This is a genomic window from Streptomyces sp. NPDC054956 (assembly GCF_053609185.1).
Genome location: NZ_JBSGXB010000006.1, coordinates 45,572 through 61,111, shown reverse-complemented (window position 1 = coordinate 61,111; position 15,540 = coordinate 45,572). Strand labels below are relative to the sequence as shown.

Sequence of the window (15,540 nt, the reverse complement as noted above, 5' to 3'; positions counted from 1 at the left end):
CAAGCGATCGTAGGGGCGCCCCGGGGACAGTGTCCCGCACCCGGAGCCGAGTGCGGGAGGGGCCGTCCACGGCCGCGCTCCGGGGAGCACGAAAAGCGATGTGAATCCACCCCGTCCGACGTGCTAATGTTCCGATGTCGCCAGGGGAACGGCCCGCAAGGGAAGAACCGCTGGTAGCTACTCGGGCGAGTGGCGGAACGGCAGACGCGCTGGCTTCAGGTGCCAGTGTCCTTCGGGACGTGGGGGTTCAAATCCCCCCTCGCCCACTTGACGAAACGGTCGTCATCGCGAAAGCGGTGGCGGCCGTTTTGCATGTGGCCGGTGCTCGATGACGTATCCCTCGGAGGGGCGGTCGGCAAACACCCGCGGGTGGGTGGGGCCGTCCGACTTTCGTCGGGTGGGGCGCGACGAAAGAGAGCTGACCGGCGAGCGGGCCGGTGTCTAGGGTCGGTCGCGTGGATGCGACGGCGAGAACGCGTGCGGGTTGGGACTGGCTGAAGGGGCCCGAGCCCTGGACGCGGCGGATGCTGGCGGGGGATCTGGCGCTGGCCGCGGTGCTGGCGCTGCTCGGGCTGGGGATCGAGGAGCTCGACAAGGGTTCCACGGGGCGGATGCTGGCCAGTGCCGCGGCCGTGGTGGTGCTCGTCCTGCTGCGCCGCCGACTGCCCGTGTTCACGCTGGTGGTGGGCTCGGCGCTGGGCGTGTACCTGCCCGGGGCCTTCCTCGTGGCGATCCCGCTCGGCTGGTCGGCGGGGCGGCGCATCGTCGGCGTCGGGCGGGCGCTGGGGGCCTTCACCGCCGCCTTCGTCCTCTCGCTCGGCCTCAGCCTGGTCAAGGAGTGGTCGCAGGGCCGGGCGGTGCTGATCATCGTCTTCACCACCCTGCTGTTCCTGGCCACCGTGGTCATGCCCGGTCTGGCCAGCCGCTACTGGTCCCAGCGCAATACGCTGCTGCGCGCCCTCCAGGAGCGCAACGCCCAACTGCTGCGCGAGCGGGCGATGGTCGCCGGGCAGGCCCGGCTGCGCGAACGCCAGCGCATCGCCCAGGACATGCACGACAGCCTCGGCCACCAGCTCGCCCTGATCTCGGTGCACACCGGTGCGCTGGAGGTCGATCCGGTGCTGACCGACCGGCAGCGCGAGGCGGTGGGAGTACTACGGCAGGCCTCGGTCGCGGCCATGCACGAGCTGCGCGAGGTCGTCGGCATCCTGAGCGACGGGGTGGAGGGGCCCGCGCCCGTGGAGGAGCCGCAGCCGGCCGCGCGCGGGGTCGCGGGCATCGCCGGGATCGTGGAGGCGGCGCGGAGCGCGGGGACCGACGTACGGCTCACGCGGGCGGGCCGGCCGCGGCCGCTGGTCGCGGCGTGCGACCACGCGGCGTACCGGATCGCCCAGGAGGCGCTGACCAACGCCTACAAGCACGCTCCGGGCGCGCCGATCACGGTGGAACTGCGGTACGAGGACGACTCGCTGGTCGTGGAGATCGCCAACGGCCCGGCGGCCGGCCCGGGCGCCGGGGAAGTGGTCTCCGGCGGACAGGGGCTGACGGGGCTGCGCGAACGGGCCCGGCTGGTCGGCGGCATGGTCTACGCGGGGGTCACCGAGGACGGCGGGTTCCGGGTCGCCGGAGTGCTCCCGTACGGGACCGAGCCGGCCGGGGCGCGGGAGAGCGGCCTGACGGAGGAGGGGGCCGGCGCGGTCGCCGACGACTTCGGCCAGCAGCTGCGGGCCCGGATGCTCGCCGAGGGCTCGGCGCCCATCGACTGGGCCGCGGTCGACCGGAAGCTGCTGCGCAGCGGCCGGGTCGGCGGCGTGACGCTCGGCTGCGGGATCGCGGTCGCGGCCGTGGTGCTGCTGCTGATCGTGATCGGGGCCGCGGTGGCGCTGCTCGTGGGCTCGGTGAGCGACGCGACGCTCCCCAAGTCCGAGTACGACCGGATCCAGGTCGGCGAGCCGGAGGACGAGGTGCGTTCGCGGCTGCCCAGCGGGGACAGCATCCTGACCGAGGGACTCGACCGGAAGGGGCCGCCGCGTCCGCAGGGCGCCGCGTGCCTGGCCCTGCTCGCGGACGACAACTCCGAGCTGGGCAGCGACAGCGTTTTCCGGTTCTGCTTCAAGGACGGCAAGCTCGTCGAGAAGCAGGCGTACCAGGCCAAGCAGTAGGAGCACGGGTGACAGCGAGAGTGATCCGCGTGGTGATCGCCGACGACGAACCGCTGATCCGGGCCGGGATCAGGATGATCCTGACCTCGGCCGCGGACATCGAGGTGGTCGCGGAGGCGGCGAACGGCCGGGAAGCGGTGGAGCTGGCCCGCGCGCACGTCCCGGACGTGGTGCTGCTCGACATCCAGATGCCGGTCATGGACGGGCTGACGGCGCTGGCCGAGCTGGGGCGCGCGGTGCCCGATGTGCGGGCGCTGATCCTGACCACCTTCGGCGAGAAGGAGAACGTGCTGCGCGCGCTGAGCGGTGGCGGTGCGGGGTTCCTGCTGAAGGACTCGGCGCCCGGCGAGCTGATCGGCGCGGTACGGGCGGCCGCGGCGGGGGACGCCTACCTGTCTCCGGCGGCGACCCGGCACGTGGTGGACCAGATCGCGTCCGGCCGGTCCGCGGGCCGCGGCGAGGAGGCCCGGCGCCGGGTGGCCGAGCTGAGCGAGCGCGAGCGCGGGGTGCTGGCACTGCTGGGCGAGGGACTCTCCAACGCGGACGCGGGGCGCCGGCTGCACATGAGCGAGGCGACGGTGAAGACGTACGTGAGCCGCATCCTGGCGAAGCTGGAGTGCGAGAACCGCGTACAGGCGGCCCTGCTCGCCAGGGACGCCGGACTGTAGGCACGGCTGGCCAGGGACGCCGGGCTCTGGATACGGTCTGGGCCGAACCGATGGTGATCAGGGGGCGGAACGCATGACGGCGGTACCGGAACAGCGCGTGGTGGCACCGGAGTCGGACCGGCGGATCCCGGAGGTAGAGGGGTTCGCGCCGCGCTTCGCCGCGGGACCGGCGAAGAGCTGGGCCAGGGAGGCCGGCAAGACGCTGCGCACGCGCGTGCCCCGTTCGGCGCACGCGCACTTCGAGGCCCCGGCCGACCGGCCCGACGCGGTGCGGGCGGTGGAGGAGTCCAACGCCGGCCGGGTGGCCGAGCTGACGCCGATACGGGTCGGCCGGATGGCGGCCAACCCCTTCGCGTTCCTGCGCGGGTCGGCCGGACTGATGGCGCACGACCTCTCCGGCGGCCCGGTGACCGGCATCGGCGCGCAGATCTGCGGTGACGCCCACGCGGCCAACTTCGGCCTGTACGGGGACGCGCGCGGCCGGCTCGTCATCGACCTCAACGACTTCGACGAGACCGTCTTCGGCCCGTGGGAGTGGGACCTCAAGCGGCTGGTGACCTCGCTGGTGCTGGCCGGCCGGGTGGCCGGCGCGGACGAGGACACCTGCCGCGCGGCCGCCCTCGACGCGGCCGGCGCCTACCGGCGCACCATGCGGCTGCTGGCCAAACTGCCGGCCCTGGACGCCTGGAACGCCATCGCGGACGAGGAACTGGTCTCGCACACCGATGCCCGGGACCTGCTGGGCACCCTGGAGCGGGTCTCGGAGAAGGCCCGCAACAACACCTCGGCCCGGTTCGCCGCCAAGTCCACCGAGGCCACCGCCGACGGCGGCCGGGCCTTCGTGGACGCGCTGCCGGTACTGCGCAGGGTCGGCGACGCGGAGGCGGCGGCCGTGGCGGCCTCGCTGGGCCCGTACCTGGAGACGCTGCAGGGGGACCGGCAGCCGCTGCTGGCCCGCTACGCGATCCACGACGTGGCCTTCCGGGTGGTGGGGACCGGCAGCGTCGGCACCCGCTCCTACGTGGTGCTGCTGCTGGATCACCGCGGCGAGGCCCTGGTCCTCCAGGTCAAGGAGGCCCGGCCCTCGGTGCTCCTGCCTCACCTGCCGGGGCTCGGCTTCGTCTCCGCGCCGGAGGAGCACGAGGGCCGCCGGGTGGTGGCCGGCCAGAAGCGCATGCAGGTGGTCTCCGACATCCTGCTCGGCTGGACGACGGTCGAGGGTCGCCCCTTCCAGGTCCGCCAGTTCCGCAACCGCAAGGGCAGCGTGGACCCGGCGGCGCTGGCCGTCGACCAGATCGACGACTACGGGCGGATGACCGGAGCCCTGCTGGCGCGGGCCCACGCGCACAGCGCCGATCCGCGGCTGCTGGCCGGCTACTGCGGGAAGAACGAGGAGCTGGACGAGGCCATGGCCGCCTTCGCCGTGGCCTACGCCGACCGGAGCGAGGCCGACCACGCCGTACTGGTGGCGGCGGTGCGGTCCGGGCGGATCGCGGCGGAGTCCGGGGTCTGAGCCCGCCCGCGCGCAGTTCCGCGATGTTTCACGTGAAACACCCGGCCGGCCGGGCCTTAGGCTGGCCGGGTGAGCGAGCAGACAGTCCCCGAAGCGCCCGAGCCCGGCCCCGGTGAGGGTCCCGGCCCCGCTGCCGACGAGCGCCCCGAGGCGCGCCTGGAGCGCGCCGTGCGGGCCGCCGAGCAGGCGCTGATCGAGTTCGAGATCGCGGTGGAGACCTTCCGGGTGGAGGTGGAGAACTTCTCCCGCCTGCACCACCAGAAGCTCGGCCCGATGTACTCGCGCCTCGACGAGCTGGACGCCCTGATCGCCGAGGCGAAGGCGGCGCGTACCGGGGACCCGGAGGACCTGCGCCGGGCGCGCGAGGCCCGCTCGCTGGTGATGCCGATGCCCGGGGTGGACGAGCTGTTCCACGACTGGCTGGACTCGGATGGCATGTCCGACGACGCGTCCGCCATGCTCACCGACCGCTCGGTGCGTCCTCCGGAGCGGGTGCGCCCCTCGGAGGAGGTACGCCGCCTCTACCGCGAGCTGGTCCGCCAGGCGCATCCGGACCTCGCCCAGGACGAGGCCGAGCGCGAGCGGCGCGACGCGTTCATCGTGCGGGTCAACGCGGCCTACGGGCGCGGCGAGGAGCAGCTGCTGCGCGAGCTGGCGCAGGAGTGGGCGGCGGGCCCGGCGCCGGCCGAGCCGCGGCTGAGCGAGAGCGAGGAGCTGTACGAGCGCCTGGAGTGGCTCTCGCGCCGCAAGGAACTGCTGTCGGTGGTGGCCCGGGAGCTGGAGGAGAGCGCGATCGGGTCGATGCTGCGGATGGCCCCGGAGGATCCGGACCGGCTGCTGGAGGAGATCGCGGAGCAGCTGCTCGGCGACGTGGAGAAGCGTGAGGCGGAGCTGGCGGCACTCGCGGCCGAGTGAGGCGGGGCGGGTCGGATAGGTTGGCTCAGCTATCCGTGACGAGAGAAGGCGACAGACATGAACTCCGGACCGCTTCCCTCGGTGGCCGCTTCCGCACTGCCCTCCGAGGCCTTCGTCCTCGACGTTCGGGAGAACGACGAATGGGCGGCCGGCCATGCCGAGGGTGCGCTGCACATCCCGATGAGCGAGTTCGTCGCGCGCATCGGTGAGCTGACCGAGAAGATCGAGGACGACCGCCCGGTCTACGTGATGTGCCGGGTCGGCGGGCGCTCCGCCCAGGTCGCCCAGTACCTGCGCGGCCAGGACATCGACGCCGTGAACGTGGACGGCGGCATGCAGGACTGGGAGGCCGCGGGCCGCCCGGTCGTCACCGACGCGGGCACCCCGGGCTTCGTCGTCTAGGACGCGCCTTGCTCGGGCAGGGCGCGCCTGCCTCGGGTAGGGCGCGCCTGCCTCAGGCGAGGGGGTGGGCGGCCAGCAGGTCGCCCAGCGCCTCCTCGTGCACGGCGGCCGGGCCGAGCTGGAGCTCCAGCTGCTTGGCCCACGCGTGGTAGCGGTGGAGCGGGTAGTCGGTGTCGGCGCCGAAGCCGCCGTGCAGGTGCTGCGCGGTCTGCACGACGCGCCGTACGCCCTCGGAGGCCCAGATCTTGGCGACGGCGACATCGCCGGCGCTCGGCAGCGGGCCGCCCGCTCCGCCCGTGGAGGCGTCGAGCCGCCAGGCGGCCTGCCAGAGGGTGACCTCCATGGCGCGCAGGTCGATGTAGCGGTCCGCGGCCTGGACGGCGACCGCCTGGAAGGTGGCCACCGGGAAGCCGAACTGCTCGCGCTTGCTGGTGTACTGGCTGGTCATGGTGAGGACGCCCTCGCCGAGGCCGAGCGCGAGCGCGCAGGTCCCGGTGGCGAGCAGCTGGCGCAGGTGGTCCCAGGCGCCGGGGGCGTCGATCAGGTGCGCGGCCGGGACCCGTACGCCGTCCAGGGTGACCTCGGCGAGCCGCTCCCCGCTGGTGGAGTACTGCTCGGCGAGGGTCAGGCCCTCGGTGACGCGGGGGACGAGCGCGAGGACGGCCTCGCCCTCCCGGGTGTGGGCCGGGATCGCGATCCAGTCGGCGTTGTGCGCCCAGGCGACCGAGGTCTGCACCCCTTCCAGCACCCACTCCCCGCCGTCCCGCCGTGCGGTGACGGCCAGTTCGGCCGGGTCGTGGCCGGTGCGGCCGTGCGCGGCGACGGTGAGGACGAGGCTGCCGTGTCCGGCGTCGTGCAGCAGGGCGGAGGCCAGTTCGGGGCTGCCGTGGGCCTGGACGGCCATGGCGGTGGCGCAGTGCTCCAGCAGCGGGACCCGGGCCAGCACCCTGCCCGCCTCGCGCAGCACCAGGCACAGGGCGATGGCGTCGAGTCCGGGGCCGCCGTGCTCCTCGGAGAGGACCAGGCTCAGCAGGTCGGAGTCGGCGAGCTTGCCCCACAGGCCGCGGTCGAACTCCTCGGCCACGGCCCGCGGGGTGAGCGCGGGGCTGGGCACGCCGTCGGGGGCCACGTCCGCGAACACGGCCTTGGCCGCCTCGACGGCGGCCTGCTGCTCCTCGGTGAAGGTGAAGTCCACTGCCTGTCCTCCCGCGTGCCCCGGAACGTGCTCTCTCTGACGGTGCGTCAAGATAGAACACGTTCTCAAAAATGGACAGGGGGGCGGCGCGGGCGGGGCGGGCGGGGCAGCGCGGACGGTACGTGCCGTCCGTCAGCGGTCGAAGTCGATCTCCACTTCCTCCGACACCGGGTGCGACTGGCAGGCCAGCACGAACCCGGCCTCCGTCTCCTGCTCCTCCAGGGCGAAGTTGCGGTCCATCCGCACCTCGCCCGAGACCACGAACGCCCGGCAGGTGCCGCACACCCCGCCCTTGCAGGCGTACGGGGCGTCCGCGCGGGCCCGCAGCACCGCGTCGAGCAGGGACTCGCCGTCGCGCACCGGCCAGGTGCCCGAGCGGCCGTCGAGCCGGGCCGTGACCCGGCCGTGGGCGGCCGCCGTGGAGGGGGCCGGCGCCGGCGGGGCGGTGTCCTCGACGTGGAAGACCTCCTCGTGGACCCGGGTGCGCGGGACCCCGAGCGCGCTCAGCGCCCGCTCGGCGCCCGTCACCAGGCCGTACGGCCCGCACAGGAACCAGCCGGTCACCTCCGCGACCGGCAGCAGCGCGGGCAGCAGGGCCGTCAGCCGCTCCTCGCCGAGCCGGCCCGAGGGCAGCCCGGCCTCCTGCTCCTCCCGGGACAGGACGGTGACCAGCTGGAACCGGTCGGGATAGCGGTCCTTGAGGTCGGCGACCTCCTCCAGGAACATCGTCGAGGCCGCGCTGCGGTCACTGCGCACCAGGCAGAACCGGGCGTCGGACCGGGACGCCAGCAGCGTGGCGGCGATCGACAGGACCGGGGTGATCCCGCTGCCGCCGACGATCGCGGCGTAGTGCGCGGCGGGCGGGGCCGCCGCAGGGTCCAGTACGAACCGGCCGGCCGGGACCATCACGTCCAGGACGTCCCCGGCGGCGATCTCCTTGTGGGCGAACGAGGAGAACTCCCCGCCCTCCACCAGGCGCACCCCGACCCGCAGGACCGAGGGGCCCGGCCCGTCGGCGGCCGGGGCGGGGGAGCAGATCGAGTACGTACGGCGAACCTCCACCGGGCCCGCCGCGCCCGCCGGGCCGCCCTTGCCGGAGCCCTCGGGGGACTGCCGGCGCAGGGTGAGGTGCTGGCCGGGGTCGTGCCGGTACTCGGAGCGCAGCTCCGGCGGGACGGCCAGGGTCAGCGCCACGGAGTCCTCGGTGAGCCGGTCGACCGCCGCCACCGTCAAGGTGTGGAACACGCCGTGGCGCGCGGGGCGCGCCGGCGCGGCGGCCGCGGGGCCGGCGGGCGACGGCGTGGGAGACGGCGGTGACACGGCCATCTACAGCTCCTTGAAGTGGTCGAACGGTTCACGGCAGGCGATGCAGCGGCGCAGCGCCTTGCATGCGGTGGAGGAGAACCGGCTGAGCAGCTCGGTGTCGGTCGATCCGCAGTTCGGGCAGCGGACGGACAGGGTGAGCGGGACCGGTCCGCCGGCGGCGTGCGGCCGCGGCGGGGCGATACCGAACTCGGCCAGCTTGCGCCGGCCCTCGGCGCTGATGTCGTCGGTGGACCAGGCGGGGGCCAGGACGGTGCGCACCCGCACGTCCGGTATGCCGTGGCCGGTCAGGACCCGCTCGATGTCGGCGGACATGGCCTCGATGGCCGGGCAGCCGGTGTAGGTGGGGGTGAGGGTGACCTCGACGTGGCCGTCCTCGTGCATCCGCACCCCGCGCATCACGCCGAGCTCGGCGAGGGTGAGCACGGGCAGCTCGGGGTCGGGGACGGAGCCGGCCAGCGCGGCCAGCTCCACCTCGAGCCGGGTCTGCCCGGCCCCGGCCCCGGAGCCGGTCGCGGGACCGGCCTCGGACCTCGCTGCGCCCTTGGTCACCATGACGCCCCCGGGTGGCTGCGGTGCAGGTGCTGCATCTCCGCGAGGAGCCGCCCGAACGATTCGGTGTGCAGTCCCTGCCGGCCGGCTCCGGCGGCCCAGGCGCCGTGGCGCGGCCCCTGCGGCAGCTCCAGCCCGGCGCGTTCCAGTACGGCGCCCACCGCGGCCAGCCAGCGGCCCTCCAGGGCGGCCCAGTCGACGCCGTCGGCTCCGTCCAGCCCGTCCACCGGGCGGAACATCTCCCCGGTGTACTTCCACAGGGCGTCCAGCGCGGCCCGCATCCGGGCCCGGCTCTCCGCCGTGCCGTCACCGAGCCGCAGCGTCCACTGCTCGGCGTGGTCGCGGTGGTAGGCCGTCTCCTTGACCGCCTTGGCGGCGAGCGGCGCGAACGGGCCGTCCCCGAGCGCGAGTTCTCCGTAGAGCTCGTGCTGGTAGAACGAGAAGTAGAGCTGGCGCGCGATGGTGTGGGCGAAGTCCCCGTTGGGCTGTTCGACCAGCTGGAGGTTGCGGAAGGACCGCTCCTCGCGCAGGAACGCCAGCTCGTCCTCGTCGCCGGCCATCGACAGCAGGACGCGCGCCTGGCCGAGCAGGTCGAGGGCGATGTTGGCCAGGGCGACCTCTTCCTCCAGGACGGGCGCGTGGCCCGCCCACTCGCCGAGGCGGTGGGAGAGGATCAGCGCGTCGTCGGCGAGGGCGAGGACGGCGGCCGTGGCGGTCCCGGGGGTCCCGGAGGTGCTGGTCACAGGTGGTGCACCCCTTCGGGGATCTCGTAGAAGGTGGGGTGGCGGTACGGCTTGTCGGCGGACGGCGCGAAGAACGGGTCCCGCTCGTCCGGCGAGGAGGCGGTGATCTCCGTGGAGGGCACCACCCAGATCGAGATGCCCTCGCCGCGACGGGTGTAGAGATCGCGGGCGTTGCGCAGGGCCATCTCCGCGTCGGGGGCGTGCAGGCTTCCCGCGTGCGTGTGCGAGAGGCCGCGCCGCGAGCGGACGAACACCTCCCACAGGGGCCAGTTCTGCGTCATACCCGCGCCTCGCTTTCCGTTGCCGCCGCTGCGGCTGCCGCCTGCTTCTCCGCGTACGCCGCGGCCGCGTCGCGCACCCAGGCGCCTTCCTCGTGCGCCGCCCGGCGCTGTCCTATCCGCTCCTCGTTGCACGGGCCGTTGCCCTTGAGGACCTCCCAGAACTCCGTCCAGTCGATGGCGCCGAAGTCGTGGTGCCCGCGCTCCTCGTTCCACTTCAGGTCCGGGTCGGGCAGGGTCAGCCCCAGCGACTCGGCCTGCGGGACGGCGATGTCCACGAAGCGCTGGCGCAGCTCGTCGTTGGAGTGCCGCTTGATCCGCCAGGCCATCGACTGCGCCGAGTGGCCCGACTCCGCGTCCGGCGGGCCGAACATCATCAGGGAGGGCCACCACCACCGGTCCACGGCGTCCTGCGCCATCGCGTGCTGGGCCTCGGTGCCCCGCGAGAGCGCGAGGAGCAGCTCGTACCCCTGGCGCTGGTGGAAGGACTCCTCCTTGCAGATCCGGACCATGGCCCGCGCGTACGGCCCGTAGGAGCAGCGGCAGATCGGGACCTGGTTGGTGATCGCCGCGCCGTCCACGAGCCAGCCGATCGCGCCGACGTCGGCCCAGGTCAGCGTGGGGTAGTTGAAGATCGAGGAGTACTTCTGCTTGCCGGCGTGGAGCTTGTCGAGCAGCTCGTCGCGGCTGGTGCCGAGGGTCTCGGCGGCGCTGTACAGGTACAGGCCGTGCCCGGCCTCGTCCTGGACCTTCGCCATCAGGATCGCCTTGCGGCGCAGCGAGGGCGCGCGGGTGATCCAGTTCGCCTCGGGCTGCATGCCGATGATCTCGGAATGGGCGTGCTGGGCCATCTGGCGGACCAGGGTGGCGCGGTACTCGTCGGGCATCCAGTCGCGCGGTTCCACGCGCTCGTCGGCCGCCACGGCGGCATCGAAGGCCGCCGCGAGCTGCGCACCGAGGTCGGCGCTCACGCCGATCCCGGCACCCGGTCCCGCGTCATGCCCCGCCCCCGATGTCACTGCCGGGGTCACTGCCACCATCACGGCCCCCTGTCAGAGTCTTTTACGCCTCGTCCGCCCGACCGACCGATCGTTCGGTTCATACTCTTCAATGGTGGGACGACGGCCCGTAGGGTGTCAACCTCTGTGGTCAACCCTGTGGACGCCGGACGATCGGGGCGGGATGGATTCGAACGAGCACGAGCCCCCGGAAGGGGGCGCGCCGCCCTCGCCGAGGGCACCCGGAATCGCCGGTCTCTCCACCCCGTACCGGGTCGTGGCCGCCCTCGCCCTGGGTGCCGTGGCCGTGGCCGCCTGCTGGCACCTGGCGCTCGTCTTCCTGCACGTGGCCCCCAGCAACACGGTGAGCAAGCAGAACGCGGACATGGTCGACGGCTGGGTCTATCCCGAGTTCGAACAGAACTGGAAGCTCTTCGCGCCCAACCCGCTCCAGCAGAACATCGCCGTCCAGGTCCGGGTGGAAGTGCGGACCGACGAGGGCGTACTGGTCACCGGCAACTGGCGCGACCTGTCCGCCGAGGACGGCCTGGCGATCCACCACAACCCGCTGCCCAGCCACACCCAGCAGAACGAGCTCCGCCGGGCCTGGGACTTCTTCACCGGCTCCCACGACGAGGACAACAAGTCCAACGGCGCGCGCGGCGAACTCTCGGAGCAGTACCTGCGCCGCATCGCGCTGGACCGGCTGGACCCCCGTACGGACGCCGACATGGCCGTGGGCAAGGGCGGGCGGCTCGCCGTGGGCCGGCTCGTACGGATCCAGCTGCGCGCGGCCACGACGGAGGTCCCCGCGCCGAAGTGGTCCGACGAGAAGGCCGACACCCAGACGTACTACCGGGAGCTGCCGTGGTGGACGGTGTGAGCGCACGCGCCGCCGCGGGGCGGGCGCTGGCCAAGGTCAGCGGGCAGGCGCTGGGCCCGTACCAGAGCGCCGTGGTCCGCATCGGCTTCGCCGGAACCTGGCTGTTCTTCCTGCTCCGCGAGTTCCCGCACCGCCACGAGCTGTACGGGCCGGACGGCCCCTGGAGCTGGGAGCTGGCGCGCCGGCTGATCGACTCGAACCACGCCTTCACGGTGCTGATGTGGTCCGACTCCGCGCTCTGGTTCGAGATCGTCTACGCCGTGGCCGTGCTGTCGAGCGCGCTGATGCTGCTGGGCTGGCGCACGCGGGCGACGTCCGTGCTGTTCATGGCCGGGGTGCTGTCGCTGCAGAACCGCAGCGTGTTCATGGGCGACGGCGGGGACAACGTCATCCACCTGATGGCGATCTACCTCGTACTGACCCGCTGCGCCCGGGTGTGGTCGCTGGACGCCCGCCGCGCCCGCCGCCTGGGGACGGCCACGGCGGGGAGGGCGGGCCCGGTCCTGTGGACCGTGCTCGGCCTCGTGTTCGCGTACGGGGCGGTGACCGGGCTGCTCTCCACCGGCTGGATGGTGGCCCTCGCGGCGCTGTGGGTGATCGCGGCGCTGTGGTGGATGGTCGACCGCTACGAGCCGGAGGGGGAGGGACGGGCGGTCCTCGACGTCCTGGCGAACCTGGTGCACAACGCCGGAATGCTGGTGATCATGGCGGAGGTCTGCCTGATCTACGCGACGGCCGGGTGGTACAAGATCCAGGGCTCGCGCTGGCAGGACGGGACGGCCCTGTACTACCCGCTGGGCCTGGACTACTTCACCCCGTGGCCCGGGCTGTCGGCGCTGCTGGCGAGCAGCGGGACGGTGGTCATGCTGCTGTCGTACGGGACGGTCGCGGTGCAGGTCGCGTTTCCGTTCACGCTGTTCAACCGGCGGATCAAGAACGTGCTGCTGGCGTTGATGATGCTGGAGCATGTGGGGATCGCGGTGCTGCTGGGCCTGCCGTTCTTCTCTCTGGCGATGATCGCCTCCGACGCGGTCTTTCTGCCGACGGCGTTCCTCGTGTGGCTGGGCGGCCGGGCTGCGACACTGCGCCCGACCCCGGGCCGCCCCGCTCCGACCCCGGACCCGGCCCCGGCCCCGGACGAGGATCCGCAGCCGGCGCTCCCCAGCTCGGTCCCCGGCTGAGCTCTGGCCCTGCGGGGCTTGTCCCCTACCCACCCTTCGCCCGTTCCCCGGGGCTCCGCCCCGAACCCCGCTCCTCAAACGCCGGAGGGGCTGGAAAATCCAGCCCCCCGGCAGTGGTGCCGCAGACGACAACGGGTCCGGGCAGGTCCGGGGCGGCGGGACCGTAGGGTCGGGCGTATGAGTGAGTTGGGTTGGGCGTCCGAGGACATCGAGGGGCAGTGGCGGGAGGGTGTCGCCGGGGACGGGCTTGTGCTCCTCGACGGGTTTCACGCGCTGAAGCACGCCCTGCGGTTCGGGGCGGAGGTGCGGATCGTCGTCGCCGATGATCCGGAGGCCGTACGGGACCTCGCGCGCGAGCTGGCTCCGGACGTCGAGGCCGACGTGGCGCGGCTGGTGCGGCGGGCTGCGCTGAAGACGCTGCTGTCCCGGGTGCATCCCACCGGGGTCGCGGCCCTCGCGGTGCGGCCGAGCCGCGGCGAAGGGCGGGCGCGGCTCGACGCGATGCCCAGGACGGCCCCGGTCGTCGTCCTCGACAACCCCCGCAACCTCGGCAACGTCGGCGCCGTCGTCCGCCTCGCGGCCGGCTTCGGAGCCACCGGCGTCGTCACCCGCGGCGACCTCGACCCCTGGCACCCCAACGTGGTCCGCGCCGGCGCGGGGCTCCACTACGCCACCACCGTCGACCGGGTGGACCTCGACACCCTGCCCCCCGGCCCGCTGTACGCGCTCGACCCGGAGGGCGAGGACATCCGTGCCCTCACCCTCCCGGACGACGCCCTGCTCGCCTTCGGCTCGGAACGCCACGGCATCTCGCCCGAGCTGCGCGCCCGGGCCGACCACCTGGTGTCCCTGCCGATGCGTCCGCAGGTGTCCAGCTACAACCTGGCCACCAGCGTGGCCATGACCCTCTTCCACTGGGGCGGGCCCAGGGAGGAGACGGACTAGCTCTGGCGGCGGACCTCCACCACGCGGAAGCGGTTGGAGACGAACGCCCCGTCGCACAGCGCGGCGTTCGCCGCCGGGTTGCCGCCCGAGCCGTGGAAGTCGGAGAAGGCCGCGGTCTGGTTCACGTAGACCCCGCCCGTCAGGTTCAGCGAGAGCTGCGCCGACTCCTCCAGACAGACCTCCTCGATGGCCCGCTCGGTGTCCGCGGAGGTGGTGTACGCCCCGACCGTCATCGCGCCCTTGTCGCGGACCGTGCGCCGCAGCAGGTCGAGGGCGCTCTCCGTGGAGTCGACCGCGACCGCGAAGGAGACCGGGCCGAACTGCTCCGAGAGGTAGGGGGCGGAGTCGTCGGGCTTGGCGGAGTCGAGCTTCACCATCACCGGCGTGCGCACCACGGCGCCCGGGAACTCGGGGTTGGCCACCTCGCGCGAGGCCAGCGCGACCTCGCCGAGCCCGGCCGCGGCCTCCAGGCGGGCCTTGACGTCCGGGTTGACCAGCGCGCCGAGCAGGGCGTTGGCCCGGGCGTCGTCGCCGAGCAGGCCGCCGACCGCGCCCGCGAGGTCCGCGACGACCTCGTCGTACGTCTTGTGCCCGGCGTCCGTCTCGATGCCGTCGCGCGGGATCAGCAGGTTCTGCGGGGTGGTGCACATCTGGCCGCTGTAGAGGGAGAGGGAGAAGGCCAGGTTGGAGAGCATGCCCTTGTAGTTGTCCGTGGAGTCCAGGACGACCGTGTTGACGCCGGCCTTCTCCGTGTAGACCTGCGCCTGGCGGGCGTTGACCTCGAGCCAGTCGCCGAACTCGGTGGACCCGGTGTAGTCGATGACCTTGATCTCGGGGCGGACGGCGAGCTCCTTGGCGATGCCCTCGCCCGGCCGCTCCACCGCCAGCGCCACCAGGTTCGGGTCGAAGCCGGCGTCGCCGAGGACCTCGCGGGCGACCTGGACGGTCAGCGCCAGTGGGAGCACGGCGCGCGGGTGCGGCTTGACCAGCACCGGGTTGCCCGTGGCCAGCGAGGCGAAGATGCCCGGGTAGCCGTTCCAGGTGGGGAAGGTGTTGCAGCCGATCATCAGGGAGATCCCGCGCGGGACGGCCGTGAAGGTCTTGCCCAGCTCCAGCGGGTCCTTCTTGCCCTGCGGCTTCGACCAGTCGGCCTGTCCGGGGACCCGGGTCTGCTCCTCGTACGCGTAGGCCACCGCCTCCAGGCCGCGGTCCTGCGCGTGCGGGCCGCCCGCCTGGAACGCCATCATGAAGGCCTGGCCGCTGGTGTGCATGACCGCGTGCGCGAACTCGTGCGTCCGCGCCGAGATCCGGGCCAGGATCTCGATGCAGACCAGGGCGCGGGTCTCCGGCCCGGCGTCGCGCCAGGCTCCCATGCCGGCCCGCATCGCGGGCAGCAGTACGTCCGGGTCCACGTGCGGGTACTCGACGCCGAGCTCCACGCCGTACGGGGAGGTCTCGGCGCCCGTCCAGTCGTCGGTGCCGGGCTGCCCGAGGTCGAGCCGGGTTCCGCGCAGCGCCTCGAAGGCGGCGAGGCCGTCGGCCCCGGCGGTCTCCCCGTACGCCTTGGGGTGCTCGGGGTGCGGGGACCAGTAGGCGCGGCTTCGGATCGTGGCCAGGGCCTGGTCCAGGGTGGGCCGGTGCTTGGCGGACAGCTGGGGGACGGTGAGCTCGGCGGCCATCTGGGACCAACTCCTCGTTGAGCCGGGCGGGATCAGGCGATCGGGTCGGGCAAGAAGGGATGAAGAAGAGCAGACTGGAGTTAGAGTAACCGAACGATCGGTC

At 73.2% G+C, this 15,540-nt stretch carries 15 protein-coding genes and 1 tRNA gene; 9 read left to right on the top strand and 7 right to left on the bottom strand.

Going from position 1 to position 15,540, the window contains the following annotated elements:
• Positions 1 to 183: 183 nt before the first annotated feature.
• The 6 genes from ACWGDE_RS02640 to ACWGDE_RS02615 all read left to right on the top strand — a co-directional run bounded on the left by ACWGDE_RS02640 (position 184) and on the right by ACWGDE_RS02615 (position 5,660).
• A tRNA-Leu gene (locus ACWGDE_RS02640) sits at positions 184 to 266 on the top strand.
• Positions 267 to 455: 189 nt separating this feature from the next.
• A complete protein-coding gene (locus ACWGDE_RS02635; protein ID WP_453387132.1) occupies positions 456 to 2,162 on the top strand; it encodes a sensor histidine kinase in 1,707 nt (568 codons plus the stop codon).
• Positions 2,163 to 2,170: 8 nt separating this feature from the next.
• Positions 2,171 to 2,830 carry a response regulator gene (locus ACWGDE_RS02630; protein WP_453387131.1) on the top strand — a complete coding sequence of 220 codons (660 nt, stop codon included), beginning with the start codon at positions 2,171 to 2,173 and terminating at the stop codon, positions 2,828 to 2,830.
• Between the two features lie 73 nt (positions 2,831 to 2,903).
• Positions 2,904 to 4,343: a DUF2252 domain-containing protein gene (locus tag ACWGDE_RS02625; RefSeq protein ID WP_453387130.1), complete on the top strand. Its 1,440-nt coding sequence runs from the start codon at positions 2,904 to 2,906 to the stop codon at positions 4,341 to 4,343.
• Between the two features lie 69 nt (positions 4,344 to 4,412).
• Positions 4,413 to 5,258, top strand: coding sequence for a J domain-containing protein (locus ACWGDE_RS02620; protein ID WP_453387129.1), 846 nt, complete (start codon positions 4,413 to 4,415; stop codon positions 5,256 to 5,258).
• Between the two features lie 57 nt (positions 5,259 to 5,315).
• A complete protein-coding gene (locus ACWGDE_RS02615) occupies positions 5,316 to 5,660 on the top strand; it encodes a rhodanese-like domain-containing protein (RefSeq protein WP_453387128.1) in 345 nt (114 codons plus the stop codon).
• Positions 5,661 to 5,712: 52 nt separating this feature from the next.
• Here ACWGDE_RS02615 and ACWGDE_RS02610 read toward each other — a convergent pair whose 3' ends face one another.
• The 6 genes from ACWGDE_RS02610 to paaA all read right to left on the bottom strand — a co-directional run bounded on the left by ACWGDE_RS02610 (position 5,713) and on the right by paaA (position 10,791).
• Positions 5,713 to 6,855, bottom strand: a complete 1,143-nt coding sequence (locus tag ACWGDE_RS02610) for an acyl-CoA dehydrogenase family protein (protein ID WP_453387127.1) — start codon at positions 6,853 to 6,855, stop codon at positions 5,713 to 5,715.
• 132 nt (positions 6,856 to 6,987) lie between these two features.
• Positions 6,988 to 8,100 (bottom strand): 2Fe-2S iron-sulfur cluster-binding protein, encoded by a 1,113-nt coding sequence (locus tag ACWGDE_RS02605; protein WP_453387152.1) that lies wholly within the window; start codon positions 8,098 to 8,100, stop codon positions 6,988 to 6,990.
• Between the two features lie 81 nt (positions 8,101 to 8,181).
• Entirely contained in the window at positions 8,182 to 8,733 is a 552-nt protein-coding gene (paaD, locus tag ACWGDE_RS02600; RefSeq protein WP_453387126.1) for a 1,2-phenylacetyl-CoA epoxidase subunit PaaD, read from the bottom strand.
• Positions 8,727 to 9,473, bottom strand: coding sequence for a 1,2-phenylacetyl-CoA epoxidase subunit PaaC (gene paaC / locus ACWGDE_RS02595; RefSeq protein WP_453387125.1), 747 nt, complete (start codon positions 9,471 to 9,473; stop codon positions 8,727 to 8,729). The genes paaD and paaC overlap by 7 nt, the downstream gene beginning before the upstream one ends.
• Entirely contained in the window at positions 9,470 to 9,754 is a 285-nt protein-coding gene (gene paaB, locus ACWGDE_RS02590) for a 1,2-phenylacetyl-CoA epoxidase subunit PaaB (protein WP_030292728.1), read from the bottom strand. Before paaB ends, paaC begins: the two co-directional genes overlap by 4 nt.
• Positions 9,751 to 10,791: a 1,2-phenylacetyl-CoA epoxidase subunit PaaA gene (gene paaA, locus ACWGDE_RS02585; RefSeq protein WP_453387124.1), complete on the bottom strand. Its 1,041-nt coding sequence runs from the start codon at positions 10,789 to 10,791 to the stop codon at positions 9,751 to 9,753. Before paaA ends, paaB begins: the two co-directional genes overlap by 4 nt.
• A 142-nt stretch (positions 10,792 to 10,933) precedes the next feature.
• On the opposite strand from paaA, the gene ACWGDE_RS02580 reads away from it, so the two are divergent.
• From ACWGDE_RS02580 to ACWGDE_RS02570, 3 genes are all read left to right on the top strand, one after another.
• Positions 10,934 to 11,632, top strand: coding sequence for a DUF5819 family protein (locus tag ACWGDE_RS02580; RefSeq protein ID WP_453387123.1), 699 nt, complete (start codon positions 10,934 to 10,936; stop codon positions 11,630 to 11,632).
• Positions 11,629 to 12,813: an HTTM domain-containing protein gene (locus ACWGDE_RS02575; protein ID WP_453387122.1), complete on the top strand. Its 1,185-nt coding sequence runs from the start codon at positions 11,629 to 11,631 to the stop codon at positions 12,811 to 12,813. Before ACWGDE_RS02580 ends, ACWGDE_RS02575 begins: the two co-directional genes overlap by 4 nt.
• A gap of 177 nt (positions 12,814 to 12,990) precedes the next feature.
• Complete coding sequence (locus ACWGDE_RS02570) at positions 12,991 to 13,758, top strand: TrmH family RNA methyltransferase (protein WP_453387121.1); 768 nt, start codon at positions 12,991 to 12,993, stop codon at positions 13,756 to 13,758.
• Here ACWGDE_RS02570 and paaN read toward each other — a convergent pair.
• A complete protein-coding gene (gene paaN, locus ACWGDE_RS02565; RefSeq protein ID WP_453387120.1) occupies positions 13,755 to 15,437 on the bottom strand; it encodes a phenylacetic acid degradation protein PaaN in 1,683 nt (560 codons plus the stop codon). The genes ACWGDE_RS02570 and paaN overlap by 4 nt on opposite strands.
• Positions 15,438 to 15,540 lie beyond the last annotated feature (103 nt).

What these genes read in the sequence shown, in the direction of transcription:
- paaN (WP_453387120.1), bottom strand. Translation starts at nt 15,437, where the DNA reads ATGGCCGCCGAGCTCACCGTCCCCCAGCTGTCCGCCAAGCACCGGCCC.
- ACWGDE_RS02580 (WP_453387123.1), top strand. Translation starts at nt 10,934, where the DNA reads ATGGATTCGAACGAGCACGAGCCCCCGGAAGGGGGCGCGCCGCCCTCG.
- ACWGDE_RS02570 (WP_453387121.1), top strand. Translation starts at nt 12,991, where the DNA reads ATGAGTGAGTTGGGTTGGGCGTCCGAGGACATCGAGGGGCAGTGGCGG.
- paaB (WP_030292728.1), bottom strand. Translation starts at nt 9,754, where the DNA reads ATGACGCAGAACTGGCCCCTGTGGGAGGTGTTCGTCCGCTCGCGGCGC.
- ACWGDE_RS02615 (WP_453387128.1), top strand. Translation starts at nt 5,316, where the DNA reads ATGAACTCCGGACCGCTTCCCTCGGTGGCCGCTTCCGCACTGCCCTCC.
- paaD (WP_453387126.1), bottom strand. Translation starts at nt 8,733, where the DNA reads ATGGTGACCAAGGGCGCAGCGAGGTCCGAGGCCGGTCCCGCGACCGGC.
- ACWGDE_RS02625 (WP_453387130.1), top strand. Translation starts at nt 2,904, where the DNA reads ATGACGGCGGTACCGGAACAGCGCGTGGTGGCACCGGAGTCGGACCGG.
- paaA (WP_453387124.1), bottom strand. Translation starts at nt 10,791, where the DNA reads ATGGTGGCAGTGACCCCGGCAGTGACATCGGGGGCGGGGCATGACGCG.